20 protein-coding genes are annotated in these 22207 nt (G+C 69.7%); 17 read left to right on the top strand and 3 right to left on the bottom strand.

The annotated features are described in order from the left end of the window. Positions 1 to 11 precede the first annotated feature (11 nt). Together MICNX66_RS10345 and MICNX66_RS10340 are read left to right on the top strand one after the other, a co-directional pair. Complete coding sequence (locus MICNX66_RS10345; RefSeq protein ID WP_187664181.1) at positions 12 to 701, top strand: lysophospholipid acyltransferase family protein; 690 nt, start codon at positions 12 to 14, stop codon at positions 699 to 701. Between the two features lie 46 nt (positions 702 to 747). Then, on the top strand, positions 748 to 2088 hold the full coding sequence (locus MICNX66_RS10340; protein WP_187661804.1) for a class II 3-deoxy-7-phosphoheptulonate synthase: 1341 nt from the start codon (positions 748 to 750) through the stop codon (positions 2086 to 2088). A 60-nt stretch (positions 2089 to 2148) separates the two neighbouring features. On the opposite strand, the gene pknB is transcribed toward MICNX66_RS10340, so the two are convergent. After that, positions 2149 to 4104 (bottom strand): Stk1 family PASTA domain-containing Ser/Thr kinase, encoded by a 1956-nt coding sequence (pknB, locus tag MICNX66_RS10335; protein WP_187661803.1) that lies wholly within the window; start codon positions 4102 to 4104, stop codon positions 2149 to 2151. A 76-nt stretch (positions 4105 to 4180) separates the two neighbouring features. Further along, positions 4181 to 5323, bottom strand: coding sequence for a LysM peptidoglycan-binding domain-containing protein (locus tag MICNX66_RS10330; protein WP_232089044.1), 1143 nt, complete (start codon positions 5321 to 5323; stop codon positions 4181 to 4183). A gap of 129 nt (positions 5324 to 5452) precedes the next feature. Here MICNX66_RS10330 and MICNX66_RS10325 point away from each other — a divergent pair, with 129 nt between their 5' ends. Beyond that, positions 5453 to 5809 (top strand): Rv2175c family DNA-binding protein, encoded by a 357-nt coding sequence (locus MICNX66_RS10325; protein WP_327036728.1) that lies wholly within the window; start codon positions 5453 to 5455, stop codon positions 5807 to 5809. 9 nt (positions 5810 to 5818) lie between these two features. On the opposite strand, the gene MICNX66_RS10320 is transcribed toward MICNX66_RS10325, so the two are convergent. Further along, entirely contained in the window at positions 5819 to 6844 is a 1026-nt protein-coding gene (locus tag MICNX66_RS10320) for a polyprenyl synthetase family protein (protein WP_232089244.1), read from the bottom strand. A 162-nt stretch (positions 6845 to 7006) separates the two neighbouring features. On the opposite strand from MICNX66_RS10320, the gene MICNX66_RS10315 reads away from it, so the two are divergent. From MICNX66_RS10315 to MICNX66_RS10250, 14 genes are all read left to right on the top strand, one after another. Beyond that, positions 7007 to 7381 carry a DUF3040 domain-containing protein gene (locus tag MICNX66_RS10315; protein ID WP_187661800.1) on the top strand — a complete coding sequence of 125 codons (375 nt, stop codon included), beginning with the start codon at positions 7007 to 7009 and terminating at the stop codon, positions 7379 to 7381. Between the two features lie 262 nt (positions 7382 to 7643). After that, the gene (gene mraZ / locus MICNX66_RS10310; RefSeq protein WP_025105095.1) at positions 7644 to 8075 is read left to right on the top strand and encodes a division/cell wall cluster transcriptional repressor MraZ; all 432 of its coding nucleotides are present in this window, start codon (positions 7644 to 7646) and stop codon (positions 8073 to 8075) included. A 103-nt stretch (positions 8076 to 8178) separates the two neighbouring features. Continuing rightward, the gene (gene rsmH, locus MICNX66_RS10305; RefSeq protein ID WP_071329847.1) at positions 8179 to 9117 is read left to right on the top strand and encodes a 16S rRNA (cytosine(1402)-N(4))-methyltransferase RsmH; all 939 of its coding nucleotides are present in this window, start codon (positions 8179 to 8181) and stop codon (positions 9115 to 9117) included. Further along, positions 9114 to 9686: a hypothetical protein gene (locus MICNX66_RS10300; RefSeq protein WP_187661799.1), complete on the top strand. Its 573-nt coding sequence runs from the start codon at positions 9114 to 9116 to the stop codon at positions 9684 to 9686. Before rsmH ends, MICNX66_RS10300 begins: the two co-directional genes overlap by 4 nt. 26 nt (positions 9687 to 9712) lie before the next feature. After that, on the top strand, positions 9713 to 11482 hold the full coding sequence (locus tag MICNX66_RS10295) for a peptidoglycan D,D-transpeptidase FtsI family protein (protein WP_187661798.1): 1770 nt from the start codon (positions 9713 to 9715) through the stop codon (positions 11480 to 11482). Between the two features lie 27 nt (positions 11483 to 11509). After that, the gene (locus tag MICNX66_RS10290) at positions 11510 to 12922 is read left to right on the top strand and encodes a UDP-N-acetylmuramoyl-tripeptide--D-alanyl-D-alanine ligase (RefSeq protein WP_187661797.1); all 1413 of its coding nucleotides are present in this window, start codon (positions 11510 to 11512) and stop codon (positions 12920 to 12922) included. Then, positions 12919 to 14025 (top strand): phospho-N-acetylmuramoyl-pentapeptide-transferase, encoded by a 1107-nt coding sequence (mraY, locus tag MICNX66_RS10285; protein WP_025105090.1) that lies wholly within the window; start codon positions 12919 to 12921, stop codon positions 14023 to 14025. The genes MICNX66_RS10290 and mraY overlap by 4 nt, the downstream gene beginning before the upstream one ends. After that, positions 14015 to 15550: a UDP-N-acetylmuramoyl-L-alanine--D-glutamate ligase gene (gene murD / locus MICNX66_RS10280; protein ID WP_187661796.1), complete on the top strand. Its 1536-nt coding sequence runs from the start codon at positions 14015 to 14017 to the stop codon at positions 15548 to 15550. The genes mraY and murD overlap by 11 nt, the downstream gene beginning before the upstream one ends. Next, positions 15519 to 16724, top strand: a complete 1206-nt coding sequence (gene ftsW, locus MICNX66_RS10275) for a putative lipid II flippase FtsW (protein ID WP_187661795.1) — start codon at positions 15519 to 15521, stop codon at positions 16722 to 16724. Before murD ends, ftsW begins: the two co-directional genes overlap by 32 nt. After that, on the top strand, positions 16721 to 17797 hold the full coding sequence (locus MICNX66_RS10270) for a UDP-N-acetylglucosamine--N-acetylmuramyl-(pentapeptide) pyrophosphoryl-undecaprenol N-acetylglucosamine transferase (RefSeq protein ID WP_187661794.1): 1077 nt from the start codon (positions 16721 to 16723) through the stop codon (positions 17795 to 17797). Before ftsW ends, MICNX66_RS10270 begins: the two co-directional genes overlap by 4 nt. 42 nt (positions 17798 to 17839) lie before the next feature. Beyond that, positions 17840 to 19240 carry a UDP-N-acetylmuramate--L-alanine ligase gene (murC, locus tag MICNX66_RS10265; RefSeq protein ID WP_187661793.1) on the top strand — a complete coding sequence of 467 codons (1401 nt, stop codon included), beginning with the start codon at positions 17840 to 17842 and terminating at the stop codon, positions 19238 to 19240. A gap of 3 nt (positions 19241 to 19243) precedes the next feature. After that, a complete protein-coding gene (locus tag MICNX66_RS10260; protein WP_187661792.1) occupies positions 19244 to 20167 on the top strand; it encodes an FtsQ-type POTRA domain-containing protein in 924 nt (307 codons plus the stop codon). Positions 20168 to 20330: 163 nt separating this feature from the next. Further along, on the top strand, positions 20331 to 21485 hold the full coding sequence (gene ftsZ / locus MICNX66_RS10255; protein ID WP_187661791.1) for a cell division protein FtsZ: 1155 nt from the start codon (positions 20331 to 20333) through the stop codon (positions 21483 to 21485). 2 nt (positions 21486 to 21487) lie between these two features. Next, positions 21488 to 22189, top strand: coding sequence for a YggS family pyridoxal phosphate-dependent enzyme (locus MICNX66_RS10250; protein ID WP_187664179.1), 702 nt, complete (start codon positions 21488 to 21490; stop codon positions 22187 to 22189). The last annotated feature ends 18 nt before the right edge of the window (positions 22190 to 22207 follow it).

Here is a 22207-nt window from a genome sequence, read left to right as displayed (position 1 = left end):
ACTTCACCTCGATGTTCTACTGGCTGATGAAGTACGTCGTGATCGGCCCTGTGGTCAAGGCCGTGTTCCGTCCCTGGATCGTGGGGCGGAAGAACGTGCCCGCGACCGGGGCGGCGATCCTCGCCAGCAACCACCTCTCCTTCGCGGACTCGATCTTCCTTCCGCTCGTGATCGATCGGTCGATGTCGTTCCTCGCGAAGAGCGACTACTTCACCGGACGAGGCCTCAAGGGCTGGTCCACCCGCTTCTTCATGAAGGCGACGGGTCAGATCCCCATCGACCGCTCCGGGGGCAAGGCGTCCGAGGCCTCCCTCAACACCGGCCTCCAGGTGCTCGGGGGCGGCGACCTGCTGGGCATCTACCCCGAGGGCACGCGCAGCCCCGACGGCAAGCTCTACCGCGGCCGCACCGGCATCGCCCGGATGGCGCTCGAAGCCAAGGTCCCGGTCATCCCGGTCATCATGGTCGACACCGACACCGCCATGCCCATCGGCCGCCGTATCCCGCGGGTCATGCGGGTCGGGATCGTCATCGGCGAGCCGCTGGACTTCTCCCGCTATGCGGGCATGGAGAACGACCGCTACATCCTCCGGTCCGTCACGGACGAGATCATGGTGGCCCTCCAGCGCCTCGGTCAGCAGGAGTACGAGGACGTCTACGCGTCCACGGTCAAGGACCGTCTTCCGACGCGCGTCACATAGGCCCCCGGCGCGTCTCGGCGGTGGTGCCGCCCACTAGGCTGGACGCATGCTTCCGCACCACATCGACGCCCTTGATGCCTGGCGCTCGCTTCCCATCAAGCAGCAGCCGCAGTGGCCAGACGCCGACCGCGTCGCCGACGTCTCCCGGCAGATCTCGAGCCTTCCGCCGCTGGTCTTCGCCGGTGAGGTCGACAACCTCCGCGACCGTCTCGCCAGGGCGGCCTCCGGGGAGGCCTTCCTGCTGCAGGGCGGCGACTGCGCCGAGACCTTCGCCGGGGCCACGGCCGAGCAGATCCGCAACCGCATCAAGACGGTGCTGCAGATGGCCGTCGTGCTCACCTACGGCGCGTCCATGCCGGTCGTCAAGATGGGGCGCATGGCCGGGCAGTTCGCCAAGCCGCGCTCCAGCGACACCGAGACGCGCGGCGAGGTCACCCTGCCGGCGTACCGCGGCGACATCGTGAACGGCTACGACTTCACCGAGGGATCCCGTCAGGCCGACCCCGGTCGACTGCTGCAGGGCTACCACACCGCCGCTTCCACGCTGAACCTCATCCGGGCGTTCACGCAGGGTGGCTTCGCGGACCTCCGCGAGGTGCACTCCTGGAACAAGGGCTTCGCGCAGAACCCGGCGAACCAGCGGTACGAGCGCATGGCCGCCGAGATCGATCGTGCGATCAAGTTCATGGAGGCCGCCGGCGCCGACTTCGACGAGCTCAAGCGCGTCGAGTTCTTCACCGGTCACGAGGGTCTGCTCATGGACTACGAGCGCCCGATGACGCGGATCGACTCGCGGACGGACACCCCGTACAACACCTCCGCCCACTTCCTGTGGATCGGGGAGCGCACCCGCGAGCTCGACGGCGCGCACGTCGACTACTTCTCGAAGATCCGGAACCCGATCGGCGTGAAGCTGGGCCCCACCACCACGCCGGAGACGGCACTGGCACTCATCGACAAGCTCGACCCGGAGCGCGAGCCCGGCCGGCTGACCTTCATCACGCGTATGGGCGCCGGCCGCATCCGCGATGCGCTGCCCCCGCTGCTGGAGGCGGTCCGCGAGTCGGGTGCCCAGCCGCTCTGGGTCACCGACCCCATGCACGGCAACGGCATCACGACGCCGACCGGGTACAAGACGCGTCGCTTCGACGACGTCGTCGACGAGGTCCGCGGCTTCTTCGAGGCGCACCGGGCGGTCGGCACGTTCCCCGGCGGCATCCACGTCGAACTGACCGGCGACGACGTCACCGAGTGCCTGGGCGGATCGGAGCAGATCGACGAGGCGGCCCTGGGGACCCGCTACGAGAGCCTGTGCGACCCGCGCCTGAACCACATGCAGTCCCTGGAGCTGGCGTTCCTGGTGGCCGAGGAGCTCGAGAAGCGCTGAGCCACGGGCGGACGCACGAAGGGGCCGGAACGATGTTCCGGCCCCTTCGTCGTGTCGGCGTCAGCCGGCGAAGCTCATGGTGAGCGTGATGCTCGCGCCCTTCCGCTGCGGTTCGGATGGGCTGTACGACTCCACGCGCGTGTTCTCGTTCGCGAGGAGGTCCCACACGGAGTCCGGCAGACCCGTGCTGCTCGTGTAGCTCCAGGTGAATCCGGCGTCTCGCAACGCGCCGGTGGCCTCGTCGCGCGTCATCCCGGAGACATCCGGCACATCGAACAGCGGCGGGCCCTGCGAGACGATCAGCTGGATCGTCTCGCCAGGACGCCAGGATCCTTCCTCGGTGCGGTCCGCGTACCCGATGACCCGGTCCTTGCCGATGGAATCGCTCGGGCGGTAGATGTTCTCCTCCGCCACCTTGAGGCCTTTGCCGGTGAGCGTCTCGGTCGCCTGCTTGACGGTCATGTCCGTGACGTCGGGCACCGGCCCGCGCGACACCTGGATCGTGGCGGTGTCCTTCTCGTGGACGGTGCAGCCCTCATCGCAGCCGAAGGCATCGCCGCCGTCACGGGGAGTGATGCGGACGTTGATGACCGATCCGGCCGCGGCGTCGGTGAAGTACTCCTCGTCGTCGGTGATCTCGAGGTTCGCCGCCTGCAACGCGGCCCGGACGTCCTCGGCAGGCTGTCCGGCCACAGGGGCGAGGTCGTGGGAGGCGGGGCCGGCGGACACGACGACGGCGACGGTGGTGCCCTTGTCGATCCTGGTGCCCTCGCCGGGGTCCGTCTCGATGACGATGCCCTTCTCGACGTCGACGGAGAACTCGTCGCGTTGGGCGGGTTCGAAGCCGGCTTCCGTGAGGTCTGCCGCCGCCTCGTCGTACGTCTGGCCCGCCACGGCGGGCACCGCGATCAGCGAGCCGGGACCGGAGCCGAACCACCAGCCCACGCCGCCGGCGAGGACGGCGAGCAGGAGGACGAGGGAGAGGAGGAACGTGCCACGGGCGCGGCGCTTGGCGGCCCGCCGCCGGAGGATGGTGGCGTTGTCGATCCCGGGGGAGGTGGCCGTCGCCGGTTCCGGCAGGAGCATGGTGCCCGGCATGACCTTGGTGAGGTCGCCGGAGTCGGCCTGATCCCTGGAGGCGCCGGTGGTCCGGGTCACGGCGGGGGCGACACCGATCTCGCGCTCGATCTCCCGCAGGCGCTCCAGCATCTGCTGAGCGTCGTCCGGACGCTCGTCCGGGGACTTCTCGGTGGCCCACAGCACGAGCTCGTCGAGCTGCTCGGGTACCGACGGATTGCGGACGCTGGGTCGGGGGACCGACTCGGTGGCGTGCTGGAACGCGATCTGCATCGGCTGCTCGCCCTTGTAGGGCTGCTCTCCGACGAGCATCTCGTAGAGCATGATGCCGAGGGCGTAGATGTCGCTGCGGGCATCGGCGGTGCCGCGGGTGACGAGCTCCGGCGCGAGGTACGCGATCGTCCCGAGCAGCTGCTGCCCGGTCGCGGTGTTCGCGGTCGTTGCTCTGGCGAGTCCGAAGTCGCCGATCTTGATACGGCCGTCCTCCGCGAGCAGGACGTTCTCCGGCTTGACGTCGCGGTGGACGATGCCCGCGCGATGCGCGGCGGACAGCCCGGCGAGAACGGCATCCATGATCGTGATCGTCTGAGCGACCGTGAGGCGCTTCTGCTCTCGGAGGAGCTCACGCAGAGTGATCCCTGGCAGGTACTCCATGACGAGGTAGGCGAGTTCGCCGTCCTGGCCCTGATCGAAGACGTTGACGACGTGCGGGTCGGCGAGGCGGGCCGCGGCGCGGGCCTCCTGGATGAACCGGCTCTGGAATGCGGAGTCGTCACTGAGGTGCGCGTGCATGACCTTCAAGGCGATGCGGCGCTCCAGGCGGAGGTCGGTGGCGACGTAGACCGTGGCCATGCCGCCGCGGGCGATCCGCGCACGCACGCGGTACCGACCGTCGACAAGCCGCCCGATGAGGGGGTCGGCCTGATGATTGGTCGTCACGACAGAAGTCTATGGACGAATGGCTGAAAGCCCCGGGAACGCCTCACCCCTCGGGCCATCCGGATTTCCGGCCGCCTCACCCGTGCTGGGCGAGCCATGCGTACGCCTGGGCCTCCCACTGCCCGTAGCGATCGGGATAGGCGGAGATCTGCACGGCCTGTGCCGCGTCGGTGAAGGGCAGCGACTCCCAGCCCGCGATGTCGAGCAGTCCGCGGGTGATGTGTCCGTTCGGGTCGCCCGTGCCGCCGTAGAAGACCCGCGTGCTCCGCTCCGCGTCCATGATCTGCGCCGGGGTGCCCCAGCCGGTGCTCGGGCGCTGCTGGAAGATCCCGAGCGAGTCGCGATCCCCCCAGTCCAGGTTGCGGAGATCCGACTCCACCATGCCGGTGGCGAGGGCGATGGCGATCCCGCGGTCGGAGACTCCGAGTTCGCGGCCCACGCGGATGATGAGCGCGGCGTTGGCAGCCTGCTCGGCCGTCAGGGTCGCACTGCGCTGTCCGGTGGGCGCAGCGGCGGGCTTCGGGGCAGGCGCCTGCACGGCGAGGCGCTGACCCGGGTAGATGATCGACGACGGGCCGAGGCCGTTCCAGGCGAAGAGGGACTGCGTGGTGGTCCCGTACCGCTGAGCGATCGAGAACAGCGTCTCGCCCGCGGCGACGGTGTGGGCGCTGCCGCCGCTCTGCGGGGGCGTCGCGGGTGCCGCCGCGGGTGCGGCCGCGGGTGCCGGAGGGGAAGCGGAAGCCGCGCCTCCGGATACGACGATCTTCTGTCCCGGGTAGATGATGGCGCCGTCGGGAAGGCCGTTGGCGGCGAGGATCGCGCCGACCGAGGTGGCGTACTTCCGGGCGATGCCGAAGACGGTGTCGCCCGCCACGACCGTGTGGGTCTTCGTCGCCGCAGGCACCGACGTGGGCGCCGGCGCGGGTGCCGAGGCCGGGGCGCGCAGATGCAGGGTCTGCCCCGGATAGATGACCGAGCGCCAGGAGAGGCCGTTCCAGCCGAGGACGTCAGCGGTGCGCAGTCCGTGACGACCGGCGATGCCGGCGACCGTGTCCCCCGGCTGCACGACGTGCGAGGGCGGGATGTTCTGCGTCGGTGCGACGCGCATCGGAGCGATCCGATGCCGTTCGTGCGGCGCGACCGGCGGTGCGGGCGCGGCGGCGGGTGTCGCCGTCAGAGTGGCGGCGAGGGCGCCGGCCACGGCTGTCTGGAAGATCACGTCAGCCCCCTTTTCGAGCACTTCACGCTGACACGGATGTATAGAGATGTCAACAGAAGTGACAGGTGTGACGAATGTGACGGAAGTGATGGATATGCGCGTCGGGGGCCGAGGTGAGATAGTGGCAACGTGTCTGAGAACGTCGCTGCAACCCCTGACGCCGCCCTCGAGTGGCTGACCATGCCCGACCTCGTCGAGGTGCTCGGCGAGCCCCTCGGCCGCGTGCGTCGTCTGATCGACGAGCACTACCTCGTCGGCTCGCGGCGCAGCGGCGTCTTCGCCGTTCCTGCGGTGTTCATCGTGGACGGCGAGCCGCTGAGCTCCCTGCGCGGGACGATCATCGTCCTGCAGGATGCCGGCTTCTCCGATGACGAACTGATCGACTGGCTGCTCGCCGAGGACGAGACCCTCGGGCGTTCCCCGATCGCCTCTCTGCTCGCCGGGCACAAGAGCGAGGTCCGTCGGCTCGCGCGCACCCTCGCCTGAGCGACCTGTTCAGGAGGAGCGCACGGTCGCCGCTCGGCCGAGATCGCGGAGCTCGCCGACCGCGGCGTCCTCGAGCCGGGCTCCGGAGAGCGCGCGATCGGCCTCTCCGGCGTAGTCGGCGATCATCGTCTCGACCCGTTCGAGGGCTCCGGTCCCGGCGATCGTCTCCTGCAGGAACGAGACCTGCGCCGCCGTCAGGTCGGGGTCTCCGAGCATCTCGTCGAGCACCCGCCGGGCGGGTGCGTCGAGCTTCTCCCTGGTGAGCGCGATGAGAACGGTCCGCTTGCCCTCTCGGAGGTCGTCGCCCGCGGGCTTGCCGGTGACGGCGGCATCGCCGAACACGCCGAGCACGTCGTCACGCAACTGGAAGGCGAGGCCGAGAGGGTGCCCGAAGCGGCGCAGCGCCTCGGTCTGCCCGGCGTCGGCGCCGGCGAGGCTCGCTCCCAGGATGAGCGGCTGCTCGATGCTGTAGCGCGCCGACTTCAGCGAGGCCACGCGCAGCGCGCGCTCCGCATGCTCGCGGTCATCGCTGACGCTCCACGCCGACTCCTCGGCGATGTCGAGGAACTGTCCGGTCGTGACATCGCGACGCATGCGCGCGTACTCGGCGCGCACGGTCCGTGCCGCGCCGTGACCGTCGAGCGCCGACTCCAGGAGGTCGTCGCTCCACGCCACGAGGAGATCGCCGAGCAGCACGGAACCGGCGCGCCCGAAGGCAGCGGCGTCGCCCCACCATCCGGCGGAGCGGTGGGAGGCCTCGAGCGCCCGGTGCGCCGCGGGACGGCCCCGGCGGGTGTCGGAGTTGTCGATCAGGTCGTCGTGCACGAGAGCGGCGGACTGGAAGATCTCCAGCGCCGCGCAGAGGTCCCACAGGGCGTCGTCCTCGACGGCGAGACGGTCACGGAACCGGGAGACGGCGCGCCACCCTGCGTGGCAGAAGCGGGCGCGCAGCCTCTTCCCTCCGGAGAGGGTGTCGGACGCCGCATCGAGGAAGGCGGCGGCGTCGTCGCCGTACCCCGCCGACTCCGCTCGCATGCGGTCGAGGAACAGGTCCAGTCGCGCGGCCACGGCGTCGGCGACGGAGGGGGAGGGGGACGGCACGACTCCCAGCATACGTAAAGGATGAGACGCCCGAACCGCTAGCCCCGGACGCCGCTCGCGCGTAGACTGAAGGGCACCATACCCGAGGGGGACGAGATGCCACTCTCCGAACAGGAGCAACGTCTGCTCGACGAGATGGAACGCCATCTCCTGCACAATGACGCCGACGTCGTGAGCGCGCCGTCGGGCGATCGCACGCTCAGCTATCGCAATCTCGTCTACGGTGCTCTGCTCCTGCTGGCCGGCGTCGGCGGACTGGTCGTCGGTGTCATCCTCGGAGACATCTGGGGCATCGTCGTCGGGGTCATCGGTTTCGCGGCCATGCTCGGCGGCGTCATGCTGGCCGTCACCCCTGTCCGACGGTCCGGACCGGCAGAGCCCCGGACCCGCACCGCTCCGAAGCGGCAGGACTCCTCCTCCTTCATGGACCGCATGAACGATCGATGGGATCGGCGCCAGGACGGCCACTGACCTCCTCCCTTCCTCTCCACCACGAAGCCCGGATGCTGAGCATCCGGGCTTTTTCGTGCCTGCTGGGCATCCGGTCCCCACCGGCCCTCCACCGGCCCTCCACTGGCGCTCCACCTCGCTCCACCGCGGAATGTCGCGGAAGTAGGGCGAGGTCCGCGGAAGCACAGGGACGATACCCTGGATTCCTCGTAGGAATGTGGAGGAAAGTGGAGTAAAGTGGGGCGCACCTCGAGTTGGCCGGACGGAGAGGGGGTGATGGCCGATGCTGCTGGGCACGCACTCACCGAAGCTGGACGACAAGGGACGGGTCATCCTTCCCGCGAAGTTCCGCGAGGACCTGGGCGGCGGCATCGTCGTCACCCGGGGCCAGGAGCGCTGCCTCTACGTCTTCAGCACGGCCGAGTTCGAGGCGATGCACGAGCGGATCCGTCAGGCCCCGCTCGCCAACAAGCAGGCGCGTGACTTCATGCGCATGTTCCTCTCCGGTGCCAGTGCGGAGATGCCCGACAGCCAGAACCGCATCACCATCCCCGCCCACCTGCGCCAGTACGCGGGTCTTCAGAAGGAGCTCATCGTGACCGGAGTCGGCGCCCACGCCGAGATCTGGGACGCGGAGAGCTGGAACGCGTACCTCGCCGCCGGCGAGGAGTCCTACGCCGAGCTGGAGCAGGAGGTGATTCCGGGACTGTTCTGACCACGGCTGTGATGCCCCGCCGCTCCCGCCCCGACACACTTCCCCGGTGCCGGGTCGAGATGCGGAGGGGGATCAGAGCCGAAGGTCGGACCCGAGAGAGATCATGAACCTCCGCGACATCCACACCCCCGTCCTGCTCGACCGCTGCGTCGAGCTCCTCGCACCTGCCCTTCAGGAGGACGGCGCCGTGCTCGTCGACGCCACGCTCGGGATGGGCGGGCACTCGGAGGCGCTGCTCGAGCGGTTCCCCGGCATCCGTCTGATCGGTCTCGACCGTGACACCGACGCGTTGAAGATCGCGGGGGAGCGGCTCGCTCGGTTCCGCGATCGCGTGACCCTCGTCCACACGGTCTACGACGAGATCGGCCTGCACGCGCAAGGGGCGGCCGGAATCCTGTTCGACCTGGGCGTCTCGTCGCTGCAGCTCGATGAGGCCGAACGTGGCTTCGCATACTCCAAGGACGCTCCGCTCGACATGCGGATGGACCAGACGAAGGGCATCACCGCCGCCGAGGTCATCGCCACCTACAGCGAGGGCAACCTGCGGCGCATCTTCGAGCGGTACGGAGAGGAGAAGCTCGCCGGACGGTATGCGCGCTTCATCATCGACGCCCGTCAGAAGCAGCCGATCACGCGATCGGGCGAACTCGTCGACATCCTCGTGGCCGCCACCCCCGCGGCCGCGCAGCGATCCGGGCACCCGGCGAAGCGCGTGTTCCAGGCCCTCCGGATCGAGGTCAACGCCGAGCTGAACGTCCTCGCGGACGCGATCCCCGCCGCGATGGACGCACTCGCGGTCGGAGGCCGCATCGTCGTGATGTCGTACCAGTCCCTCGAGGACCGGCTGGTCAAGCAGGCCTTCGCGGCCGCCTCCTCCTCGACGGCGCCCGCCGGGCTGCCGGTCGAGCTGCCGGAGCACGCCCCCCGATTCCGCATCCTCACCAAGGGCGCGGAACTCGCCGATGACGAAGAGCGCGCACGCAACCCGCGTGCGATACCGGTGCGCCTGCGCGCCGCCGAGAAGGTGCGGGAGAGCGCATGAGCATGAACGCAGTCCGCAAGCCGACCCTGCCGCTGCAGCCGGTCGCTCCGGAGACGACGCCCGAGCGGCGCCTGCGACCGGTGACGGCGCCCGCACGGCGCCGCAAGCCGAAGCTCGCCTACGCGCTCGTCGCGCTGGGCGGCGCCCTGGCCATCGGTGCGGGGCAGGTCGGGCTCTCGCTGGCCATCACACAGGACTCGTTCACCCTCGCCGGGCTCACGTCCCAGCAGCGCGAACTCGACCTCCGGACCGACGCGCTGCAGGAGGAGCTGACGGGGCTGAGTTCCCCGCAGGTGCTCGCGAGCAGCGCCGCCGACCTCGGCATGGTCGTGGCGGGCGCCCCGTCCTACCTCCGTCTCAGCGACGGCGCCGTCTTCGGGACGGGCGCCGGGGCGGAAGGGGTCTCCACGATCGATCCCAACGGGAAGGCGGCCGTCGGCAACGTCCTCGTCACGGAGGAGACCCCGCCGGCGGAGAACGCCGGGGACGACGCGACCGGCGGTACACCGCCCGCGCAGGACCTGCCGCCCGCCATCACCGACGGCCTGCCCAGCCCCACGACGCACTGACCATCCCCGATCGACGGAGAGATCCCATGACGACACGAGCCACGCGCGGACCGCGGCGACGCACCGTCGTCGCACTGGCGGTCATCCTTTCGATCCTGGTGGCGTTCGTCGTCCGCCTCATCGACATCCAGGTGGTGAGCGCCGACGAGCACGTCAACCAATCCCTCGAGCACATCGGCGACGGCTCGACGATCCCCGGACAGCGGGGATCCATCGTCGACGCCGAGGGCACAGTCCTCGCGTCGAGCGTGATGGTCTACGACGCGCAGCTCAGTCCTCAGGTCATCAGGCTCACGGAGGAGAAGGATCCTGCGCTGCCCTGGGCCGAGGCCTCAGAGAAGATCGCCGCGATCACGGGGGTACCGGGAGACGAGATCCGCACACGCGTCTCCGATGCCCTCGCCGAGAACCCGAACAGCCAGTACGCACCCCTGAAGACGGGGCTCAACACCGAGCAGTTCATCGCGCTCCGCGACCTCGGCCTGGGGTCGTACCTCGCCCTGACGCCGCGCGAGACCCGGGTCTATCCCAACGGCGCGGTCGCCGGGAACGTGCTGGGCTTCCTCGACAACACCGGGGAGGCCAAGGCCGGCGTCGAGCAGCTCGAGGAATCGTGCCTCGCGCCGATCGATGGGGAGAAGACGTATCGCAAGGGCAAGGACGGCGTCGTGATCCCGGGGAGCGAGTCGGTCACCGACGCCGTCGACGGCGGCACCGTGCAGCTCACGATCAACAGCGACCTGCAGTGGTACCTCCAGCAGATGATCGGCGAGGAGGCCCAGAAGCAGGGCGCGAAGGGCGGAACCGTCACGGTCGTCGAGGTGGGCACCGGCAAGATCCGGGCCGCGGCCGAATGGCCGGCCATGGACCCGAACGACCTGGACTCCTCGACTCCGGAGACGCGATACAGCCAGATCTTCCACCGCGACTTCGAGCCCGGTTCGACGTTCAAGGCGATCACCGCGGCGGCGGCGATGGAGGGTGCGGGCCTCACCCCGCTCAGCACCGTGACGGCCTCCTCGCGCGAGACCTTCCCGAACGGCGCCGTGGTCAACGACGCGTTCAGCCACCCGGCCTACAACTACACGCTCGCGGGCGGACTGATCGACTCCTCCAACACCGCGCTGTCGAAGTTCGGCACGATGGTCGCCCCCGAGGTCCGCTACGACTACCTGCAGCGCTTCGGGGTCGGGCAGAAGACCCTGGACTTCCCCTCCGAAGTGGGAGGCATCCTGCACCCGGTGAGCGACTGGGACAGCCAGTCCCTCTACACGACGACGTTCGGCCAGTACTTCACGGTGACGGCCCCGCAGCTCGCCGGCGCGTACCAGGCCATCGCCAACGGCGGGGAGAAGATCGACCTGTCGATGGTGGAGTCCTGCACGGCGCCCGACGGGACGGTCACGGAGACGCCGAAGCCGAAGCACGAGCAGATCGTGAAGGAGCAGACCGCCGCCGATCTGACCCGCATGCTCGAGAACGTCGCCGTGCAGGGCGGGAACGCCGATCGCATCCAGGTTCCCGGATACCGGGTGACCAGCAAGACCGGTACCGCGCAGGTCTCGGACGGCAAGGGCGGCTACAAGGCAGGCGTGTACTACACGAGCATGGTGGGCTTCGCGCCCGTCGACGACCCGCAGTACGTCGTCGTGGTCACCCTCGACGAGCCGACTAAGGTTGTATCGTCCGCGGCCACCGCTTCCGCCTTCCAGAAGGCGATGACGCAGGTGATGAAGACCTATCGCGTGATGCCGTCCTCTGTCCCGATGGACGCGCTCCTCCCCAAGTTCGGATAGCCGGCGAGAGCCGCGCATGGAGATGACATGATCGCCTTGACGCTCGCTGAGATCGCCGCCGCCATCGGTGGTGAACTGCGCGTGGCCGGAGAGCACACGCCGGAGACGGTGGTCGACGGGATCGTCGACACCGATTCGCGCACCATGGAGGCCGGGTCGATCTTCGTCGCCAAGCCCGGCGCCGAGACCGACGGGCACCGCTTCGTCGGTGCCGCCGCCGAAGCCGGTGCGGTCCTGGCGATCGTCGAGCACCCCGTCGACGTCGATGTCTCGCAGATCGTCGTGTCCGATGCCGTGGTCGCCCTCGGCGAGCTGGCGCGCGAGGTCGTGGCGCGCGTGCGCGCCGGGGGGAACCTGCGCATCGTCGGCATCACCGGCTCGAACGGCAAGACGACCACCAAGAACTTCCTCGCCCGCATCCTCGAGGACGAGGGCGAGACCGTCGCCCCGGTGAAGTCCTTCAACAACGAGGTCGGCGCCCCGGTGACGATGCTCCGCGTCACGCACGACACCCGATTCCTGGTGAGCGAGTTCGGGGCTGCCGCGCCGGGCAGCATCGCGCGGCTCGCCGGTCTCGTCGAGCCGGACCTGGTGGTCGTGCTGATGGTCGGCATGGCGCACGCGGGCGGCTTCGGCGGCATCGAGGCCACGGCGAAGGCCAAGTCCGAGCTCGTCGCCGCGGCCCGCGTGCCCGGCATCGCCGTGCTCAACGCGGACGACGCCCGGGTGTGGGCGATGCGCGAGCTCGCGGAGAGCCGCGGCCTCCGGGTCGTCGGCTTCGGCCAGTCGGCTGCGGCTGTCGTGCACGCGCGGGAGATCGAGGTCTCGGCCTCCGGCACGCAGTGCGTGATCGAGGTCGCAGGGGAGCGGCTGCCACTGCGCCTGCGCGTCCTCGGCGCCCACCACGTCAGCAACGCCCTCGCCGCGATCACCGCCGCCGTCGAGCTCGGCGTGGCCCCGGCCGATGCCGTCTCCCGGTTGGAGACCGTCGAGATCGCCGAGCGGTGGCGGATGCAGCCGCTGGGCAACGACCGCGTCCGCATCATCAACGACGCGTACAACGCCAGTCCCGACTCGATGGCGGCCGCCCTGCGGACCCTCGCCCAGATCACCGGCCCCGACGAGCGCACGGTCGCCGTCCTCGGCGCGATGAGCGAGCTCGGCGAGAGCGCAGGGGAGGAGCACGATCGCATCGGCCTCCTCGCCGTGCGTCTCAACATCCGACGCATCGTCGTCGTCGGCCCGGAGGCACGGCGGCTCTACCTCGCCGCCGTCGGCGAGGGGTCATGGGACAGCGAAGCCGTGCATCTGCCGGACCAGGACGCTGCGTTCGAGTACCTCCGTACCGAGCTGCGTGACGGAGACCGGGTCCTGGTGAAGTCGTCCAACTCCGTGGGCCTCCGGCATCTCGGCGATCGTCTGGGAGAATTGTTCTCGTGAGGTCCCTCATCATGGCGGCGGCCATCTCGCTCGCCTTCACTCTCTTCCTGACTCCCGTCTTCCTCCGGCTCTTCCGCAAGTGGGGCTGGGGGCAGGTCATCCGTACCCCGGAGGCTGCGGGCAACCCGAGCCACGAGGCGAAGCGCGGCACCCCGACCATGGGTGGTGTCATCTTCATCCTCGGCTCGATCGTGGGCTACTTCACCGGGGTCCTCGTCAGCGGCGAGACGCCGGCGCTGTCCGCCATCCTGGTGATCTGGCTCATGGTCGGCTTCGGTGTGGTCGGATTCATCGACGACTACATGAAGGTGCGCAGCCAGCGCAGCCTCGGGCTGTCGGGGTGGCGGAAGGTGATCGGTCAGCTCATCGTCGTGATCCCCTTCGGCATCGTGGCACTGAACTTCCCGAACAAGTGGGGGCAGACGCCGGCCAGTGCGTCGATCTCCCTCTTCCGGGACATCACCTGGCTGAACCTCTTCGCGTTCGGCGTCATCCTGGGCTGGATCCTCTACCTCGCCTGGATCTCGATCATCGGGGTCGCGACCTCCAACAGCGTCAACCTCACCGACGGCCTCGACGGCCTCGCCGCCGGCGCGGGCGTGATCGTCGTCGGCGCCTACAGCCTCATCGCGTTCTGGCAGTTCAAGCAGCCCTGCATCGGCGGTGATCCGGGCTCGCTCGGCGGCTGTTACGAGGTGCGCGACCCGTTCAACCTCGCCATCATCTCGGCCTCTTTCGCCGCCAGTCTCATCGGGTTCCTGTGGTGGAACGCGCCCAAGGCGAAGGTGTTCATGGGAGACGTAGGCTCGATGGCCATCGGTGGCGTCATCACCGCGATGGCGGTCATGACCCGCACCGAACTGCTGCTCCTCATCATCGCCGGCGTCTTCGTGCTCGCCTCCGGATCCGTGATCCTGCAGCGCGCCTACTTCAAGATCACCCGCGGCAAGCGGCTGTTCCTGATGAGCCCGTTCCACCACCACCTCGAGATGCGGGGCTGGTCGGAGGTCACCATCGTGGTGCGCATGTGGATCATCGCGGGTCTTCTCGCGGTGTCGGCCGTCGGGCTCTTCTACGTCGAATGGCTGACCCGTGTCGGCTGAGCGTCTGGCCGGGCTGACGAGCTGGCACGCAGACTGGAGCGGCCTGCGCGTCGCCGTCCTCGGCCTCTCCATGACCGGCTTCTCCGTGGCCGACACCCTCGCCGAGCTCGGTGCCGACGTCCTCGTGCTCAGCGAGTCCGCGGAGGAGGAGTACGCCCGCCTGCTCCCCGTCATCGGTGCCCGGTTGGAGCTCGGTCCGCTGGACGCCGTGCCCGAGGCGCTGAGGGCGTTCGGGCCCGAGGTCGTCATCGCGTCCCCTGGCTTCGCCCCGGCGCACCCGGTCATCCGTTGGGTTCAGGACGAGGGCATCGCGCTCTGGGGTGACGTCGAGCTCGCCTGGCGGGTGCGCGACAAGGTCCTCCGCGCGGACGGCACGCCGGCGGACTGGGTGCTCATCACCGGGACCAACGGCAAGACGACGACGACCCAGCTCACGGCGACGCTGCTCGTCGCCGGTGGCCTGCGCGCCGCGCCGTGCGGCAACATCGGCGTCCCCGTGCTCGACGCGGTCCGCGACCCCGCCGGCTTCGACGTGCTCGTCGTCGAGCTCTCCAGCCACCAGCTCTGGTACCTCGGACTGTCGCGTTCGGAGGGGGAGCTGTTCCCGCACGCCGCAGTCTGCCTGAACCTCGCCGACGATCATCTCGTCTGGCATGGCAGCGCTCAGGCTTACCGGGACGCGAAGGCGCTGGTGTACCGCAACACGCGGGTCGCCTGCGTCTACAACAAGGCCGACGAGGCGACGCGCCGGATGGTCGAGGAGGCCGACGTCGTCGAGGGCGCCCGCGCCATCGGCTTCGATCTCGGCATCCCCGGCCCGAGCGATCTCGGCGTCGTGGAGGGGCTGCTCGTCGACCGGGCGTTCCTCGACGATCGAGCCCGCAGCGCCCTGGAACTGACCACGGTCGCCGACCTGGAGGCCGCAGGGCTGTCGGCACCGCACATCGTTCAGAACATCCTGGCCGCCAGTGCCCTCGCCCGTTCTCTCGGGGTCGAGCCCGAGGCCATCCACGGGGCGCTGCAGACCTTCCGCCTGGACGCGCACCGCATCGAGGTGGTCGCGCGCCACGCCGGCATCACCTGGGTCGACGACTCCAAGGCGACGAACCCGCACGCGGCCGCGTCGTCACTGCGCGCGTACCCCGGTGCGGTGTGGGTCGTCGGCGGTGATCTCAAGGGCGTCGACATCGCCGATCTCGTCGCGGACGCGGGCTCCACCGCGCGCGCGGCGGTCGTCATCGGAGCGGACCGCACAGCCGTCGTCGCGGCATTCGAGCGACACGCGCCGACGGTGCCGGTCTTCGAGGTCGAAGCTGGCGACACTGGACAGGTCATGAACCGCGTCGTGGAGATCGCGGCGGGGATCGTCGACGGGGAGGGCACTGTGCTCCTCGCTCCCGCCGCCGCGTCCTTCGACCAGTTCTCCAGCTATGCGGATCGCGGCCACCGCTTCGCCGAAGCGGTGCGGGAGTGGATCGATCGGGGGAGCGCCGATGACGCAGGTGGCTCGCCCTCCGCGGTCTGAGTCGGGTGGCCTCGCCGCGCGGGTCTCGCTCGGACGCCGGTTCACCCCGGTGTCGACCGAGTTCCTGCTGATCGCGTCGACCGCCCTGCTCCTGACGATCTTCGGTCTCGTGATGGTGCTGTCCGCGACGAGCGCGACGGCGGTGGCCAAGGCGCAGAACCCGTTGGACGGCGCTCTCCGGCAAGGTGTGTTCGCCCTGCTCGGTATCCCGATGATGTTCCTCATCAGCCGCTTCCCTGTGGCGTTCCTCAAGCGAATGGCCTGGCCGGCGCTGTTCGGAGCCATCGCCCTCCAGCTCCTCGTGTTCACACCGCTCGGCATCGCCGACGGCGGAAACCGGAACTGGATCCAGGTGGCGGGTTTCCAGATGCAGCCGTCCGAGTTCCTCAAGCTGGCCCTCGCCCTGTGGATCGCCGCGGTCCTGCTGCGCAAGCAGACCATGCTCGGGACCTGGCATCACGTCTTCATCCCCGTGATCCCGGTCGGGGCGCTGGCCATCGGCACCGTCCTCGCCGGCAAGGACCTCGGGACCGCGATGGTGATGGTCCTCATCCTGCTCGGCTGTCTCTTCTTCTCGGGCGTGAAGCTGCGCCTCTTCATCATCCCGATGATCCTGGGCGTGGTCGCGGTGCTCGCCTACGCGCTCTCCAGCGAGGACCGCATGCGTCGCATCACCGCGACGTGCGATGACATGGCGCTGTACTACACCGACTGCTACCAGTCGATCCATGGCATCTGGGGCATGGCCTCCGGCGGGATCTTCGGACTCGGCCTCGGCAACTCCCAGGAGAAGTACGGCTGGCTCCCCGCCGCGGGCAACGACTTCATCTTCGCGATCGTCGGCGAGGAGCTCGGGCTGATCGGCTGCATCGTCGTCCTCGCCCTGTTCACGTTCTTCACGGTCGGTGCGTTCCATGTGATCCGTAAGACGTCGGATCCCTTCATCCGCGTCGCCGCGGGTGGGATCACGGTCTGGATCGTCGGTCAGGCCGTCCTGAACGTCGGCGTCGTCATCGGCGTGTTCCCGGTGATGGGTGTGCCCCTGCCGTTCATGTCCCAGGGGGGAACGGCACTCTTCGCCGTGCTCGTCGCCTGCGGCGTCCTGCTGGCCTTCGCGCGGACCATCCCGGTCGCCGAGAAGCAGTCAGCCGAGCGGGGTAGGGTCGCGAGGTGACTTCGTACCTCCTCGCCGGCGGTGGCACCGCCGGCCATGTCAATCCGTTGCTCGCGGTCGCCGATGCGCTGCGTGAGCGTGACCCGTCGGCGACGATCCTCGTGCTCGGCACGGCGGAGGGCCTGGAGTCCCGTCTCGTCCCCGAGCGTGGTTACGAGCTGCTCATCGTCGACAAGGTGCCGTTCCCGCGGCGCCCGAACGCGCAGGCCGCCGCGTTCCCCGCGCGGTTCCGCCGGGCGATCGCCCAGGTGCGTGCGCACATCCGGCAGCACGGGATCGACATCGTGGTGGGCTTCGGCGGCTACGCCTCCGCACCCGCCTACGTCGCCGCGCGTCGCGAGCGCGTGCCCTTCGTCGTCCACGAGGCCAATGCGAAGCCCGGGCTGGCGAACGTGCTCGGTGCCCGTGCGGCCGCGGGTGTGGGAGTCGCGTTCGCCGGGACGCCGCTCCGCGGGAGCGAGGTGGTCGGCATGCCGCTGCGGCGCGAGGTCATCACGCTCGACCGGGCGGCTCGACGCGCCGAGGCCGCCGAGTACTTCGGGCTCGACGCCGATCGTCCTGTCCTTCTCGTCTTCGGCGGCTCGCTCGGAGCGCAGCGGTTGAACGACGCCCTGGCGGACTCCTGGCGCGACATCCTCGCCGCCGGTTGGCAGCTGCTGCATGTCACCGGGGAGCGCAGCGACCTGCCGGATCCTGGAGTGCCCGGGTACGCCCTCCGCCGGTACATCGACCGCATGGACCTCGCGTTCGCGCTGGCCGATCTCATCGTGTCGCGTTCGGGGTCGGCCACCGTGAGCGAGATCAGCGCGCTCGGGATTCCCGCGCTGTACGTGCCGTACTCGGTGGGCAACGGAGAGCAGCGGTTGAACGCAGGATCCGCCGTGGCCGCCGGTGCCGCTCAGCTCCTCGATGACGCGACCTTCGACGGCGATGCGGTCCGACGTATCGTGGTGCCGCTGCTCGGCGACCGTGACCGCATCCGGCGGATGGCGGAGGCGGCGGAGACCGCGGGCACCCGCACCGGCACCGAGAACGTCGTCGCGATGATCGACCGTGCCCTCGGTGCGGCGTGACGCCGCCGTCCGGACGAGAACGAAAAGTAGACTGAAGCGGACATGATCAGACCCGACCTCTCCCTCCCCATCCCCGACACGATCACCTCCGCGCACTTCATCGGCATCGGTGGATCCGGGATGAGCGGACTCGCGAAGATGTTCCTCGACGCGGGCATCCGTGTCTCCGGCAGCGACCGCGCCGACAGCGACAACCTACGGGCGCTGGCCGCCGCGGGGGCGACCGTCCACGTCGGTCATGACGCCGCCCACCTCGGCGACGCCGACACGGTCGTGCACACCGGTGCCATCTGGCCGGAGAACCCCGAGTTCGTCACCGCCAAGGAGCGCGGCCTCCACGTCATCCACCGCTCTCAGGCCCTGCACTGGCTGATCGGCACCCGACGCCTCGTCTCGGTGGCCGGCGCCCACGGCAAGACCACCTCGACGGGCATGATCGTCACGGCTCTGCGCGCGCTCGGCGCCGATCCGCACTTCGTCAACGGCGGCGTGATCGAGCAGCTCGGCACCTCCAGCGCGACCGGGAACGGCGACCTGTTCGTCATCGAGGCCGACGAGTCGGACGGGACCTTCCTGCTCTACGACACCGCGGTCGCGCTCATCACGAACGTCGACCCCGATCATCTCGATCACTACGGCTCCGATGAGGCCTTCCACGACGCCTTCGTGCGCTTCGCGGACGCGGCATCCGAGGCGGTCGTCATCTCCAGCGACGACCCCGGCGCGCTCCGCGTGCTGGCCGGGTTGTCGCACCCGCGCATCCTCACGTTCGGGCAGGCCGAGGACGCCGACGTCCGCGTCAGCGAGATCGTCACCTCGGGCCCCGTCGCCGCCGCCGTCTCGCACGGCGGCGAGACCGAGCGCATGCAGCTCGCGGTCCCCGGCGTGCACAACGCGATCAACGCGACCGGCGCCGTCGCCGTCCTCCTCGCGCTCGGCCACCCGCTCCGCGACGCCGTACGTGCCGTCGAGGGCTTCGCGGGGACGATCCGTCGTCTCGAGCGCCACGGCGAGGAGCGCGGGGTCACCGTCTACGACGACTACTCGCACCACCCGACCGAGGTGCGTGCGGCGCTCGAGGCCATGCGCAGCATCGCCGGGTCCGGCCGGCTGATCGCCATCCAGCAGCCGCACACGTATTCGCGGACGCAGCACATGTACCAGGAGTTCGCAGACGTCCTGGAGGAGCTCGCCGACCACACCGTGATGCTGGACGTCTACGGTGCCAGGGAGGACCCGGTGCCCGGCGTGACCGGCGAGCTGGTGAGCGGGGCGTTCGACGACCCGTCCCGAGTGCACTTCGTCGCCGACTGGCAGGAAGCGGCCGACTACACGGCGTCTGTCGCGAAGGACGGCGACTTCGTCGTGACTCTCGGCTGCGGCAACGTCTACCAGATCATCCCGCAGGTGCTGGAGTCGCTGCGCCGGACCCACGGGGCGTAGCCCATGCGCCGGCCGCCCCCGCTCCCGAGCGCTCCGGACACTCCGGGGGAGACGGACGTCGCCTCCGAGCGGATCCTCCGCCGGCGTCCCGCGCCTCAGGCGGCTCCGGACGAGGGTGCCGTCGCCGCGCCCGTCGAGCCCGACGACGCGGAGACGGAGGAGGAAGCGGGCCCTCGTTCCTCGATGGACGTCTGGCGCGCGGCACGCGCCCGCCGCAAGGCGCTCAGGGCGGAGATCCGTCGGTTCACCCACCGATCGCGGCGGCGCCGCATCGTCTGGCTGAGCGCTGTGGGGGCCGTCGTGCTGCTGATCGGGGGGAGTGTCGCTGCCGCTTACAGCCCGCTCTTCGCCGTGCAGCGCATCACGGTCACCGGCACCACGACGATCGATCCCGCGGTGATCGAGGGGGCCCTGGCGGATCAGCTCGGGACGCCCCTCGCCCTGGTCGACACGAGCGAGGTCAAGGCGGCGCTGCTGACGTTCCCGCTCATCGAGACCTATGCCCTGGAGGCTCGACCGCCGCACGATCTGACCGTGCGCATCGTGGAGCGCACGCCGATCGGGGTCGTCGAGTCGGGTGCCGGCTTCACTCTCGTGGATGCCGCAGGTGTCGCCCTCTCGACGACGGCGGAACGCCCGGCAGGGCAGCCGCTGGTGGAGGTCGAGGGGGGAATGGACTCGCCGGCGTTCCGCAGCGCGGGACTCGTGGTCCGCGCTCTCCCTGCCGACATCCGCAGTGCGCTGACCGGCGTCCGCGCCTCGACGGCGGACGACGTGACCTTGACCCTCGACTCGGGCCTCACGGTCGTGTGGGGGAGCCAGGAGGACTCCGGGTTGAAGGCGCTCGCGCTCTCCGCCGCGCTCGTGAAGAACCCCGACGCCTCGTCGATCGACGTCACCTCACCCGACGTCGCGGTGGTCGGCTGATCTGTTTCGACGGGAATGGCGCGACACGCCCATGTCGCTGCGCGCGCAGGGGCAGGCGGCGCTTACCTTCGATCTGAGAGAACGCAATACCGGGAAATACTTTACACCTCTAGTTGAGGTTTAAGGTTCGCCCCTTCCAGGCTCTACTAATCGGAGGCCGGCCATGAGCCAGAACCAGAACTACCTCGCCGTGATCAAGGTCGTCGGCGTCGGCGGTGGCGGCGTCAACGCCGTCAACCGCATGATCGAGCTCGGTCTCCGCGGAGTCGAGTTCATCGCCGTCAACACCGACGCCCAGGCGCTGCTCATGAGCGACGCCGACGTCAAGCTCGACGTGGGCCGTGAGCTCACCCGCGGGCTCGGCGCCGGAGCGGACCCGGAGGTGGGCCGCCGCGCGGCCGAGGACCACGCGGAGGAGATCGAGCAGGCGCTGACCGGCGCCGACATGGTCTTCGTCACCGCGGGTGAGGGCGGCGGCACGGGAACCGGCGGTGCCCCGGTGGTCGCCCGTATCGCGAAGTCGATCGGTGCCCTGACCATCGGTGTCGTCACGAAGCCGTTCTCCTTCGAAGGTCGCCGCCGCCAGAGCCAGGCCGAGGCAGGCGTCGCGAAGCTGAAGGAAGAGGTCGACACCCTCATCGTCGTCCCGAACGACCGTCTGCTCGAGATCAGCGACCGCGGCATCTCGATGATCGAGGCGTTCGCGACCGCCGACCAGGTGCTCCTCGCCGGTGTGCAGGGCATCACGGACCTCATCACGACCCCTGGTCTCATCAACCTCGACTTCGCCGACGTGAAGTCGGTCATGCAGGGAGCAGGGTCCGCGCTGATGGGCATCGGGTCGGCGCGCGGCGCCGACCGCGCGATCAAGGCCGCCGAGCTCGCCGTCGAGTCGCCGCTGCTCGAGGCCTCGATCGAGGGTGCGCACGGTGTGCTGCTGTCGATCCAGGGTGGCTCGAACCTCGGCATCTTCGAGATCCACGATGCGGCTGACCTCGTCAAGGAGGCTGCGCACCCGGAGGCCAACATCATCTTCGGTACCGTCATCGACGACACGCTGGGCGACGAGGTCCGAGTGACGGTCATCGCCGCCGGCTTCGATGGCGGCGAGCCCTCGCTGCGGCTGGACCCGATGGTCGTCTCGCGTCCTTCGACCGCGTCGCTTCCCGAGGTTGCGCTGTCGGAGACCACCGAGCCCGCGACGGAGAAGAGCGCGCCGGAGCCCACCGCGGCGCCGTCGGCGCCTCGCACGCCGGCGACGAGCATCGAGCCGGCCTTCGCCGACGACGACATCGACATCCCCGAATTCCTGAAGTGACGATGCCGGTCGGCGCTTCGGCGCCATCGGACCTGGCCGCGCGGCTGTCGGCGATCGACGAGAGGATCGCCGACGCCGCGCGTGCCGCCGGCCGTTCGCCGGCGGAGATCACCCGGATCGTCGTCACGAAGTTCCACCCCGCCTCCCTGGTGCGCGATCTGCACGCCCTCGGAGTGCACGCGGTGGGGGAGAACCGACAGCAGGAGCTCACCGCCAAGGAGACCGAGCTCGCCGGTCTCGACCTCGAGTGGCACTTCATCGGACAGGGCCAGACGAACAAGGCCTCCGCGATCAGGCGGAGTGCCGACGTGGTCCACTCCGTCGACCGTGACCGCTTCGCCGATGCCCTGCACCGAGCCGCCGTGGACGACGACGTGCTCGACGTGCTCGTGCAGGTGAATCTGACGGAGGACGAAGGGCGCGGAGGCGTCGCCCCGGCCTCCGCGGTGGCGTTGGCCGAGCACGTGCTCACCCTGCCCTCACTGCGCCTCCGCGGCGTCATGGCGGTGGCTCCTCTCGATGAGGAGCCCACGGCCGCCTTCGACCGCCTGCGGCGGATCGCCGACGACGTGCGATCGGTCGCCCCCGAGGCGACCTGGATCTCCGCCGGGATGACCGGCGATTTCGCCGAGGCGATCGCCGCCGGCGCGACACACCTGCGGATCGGTTCCGCAATCACGGGCCCGCGCCCCGCCCGGGGCTAACCTGTGACAAGACCAGCC

Source organism: Microbacterium sp. Nx66, from assembly GCF_904066215.1.
Lineage (GTDB): Bacteria > Actinomycetota > Actinomycetes > Actinomycetales > Microbacteriaceae > Microbacterium > Microbacterium meiriae.
This window is presented reverse-complemented; position numbering and strand designations above follow the sequence as displayed.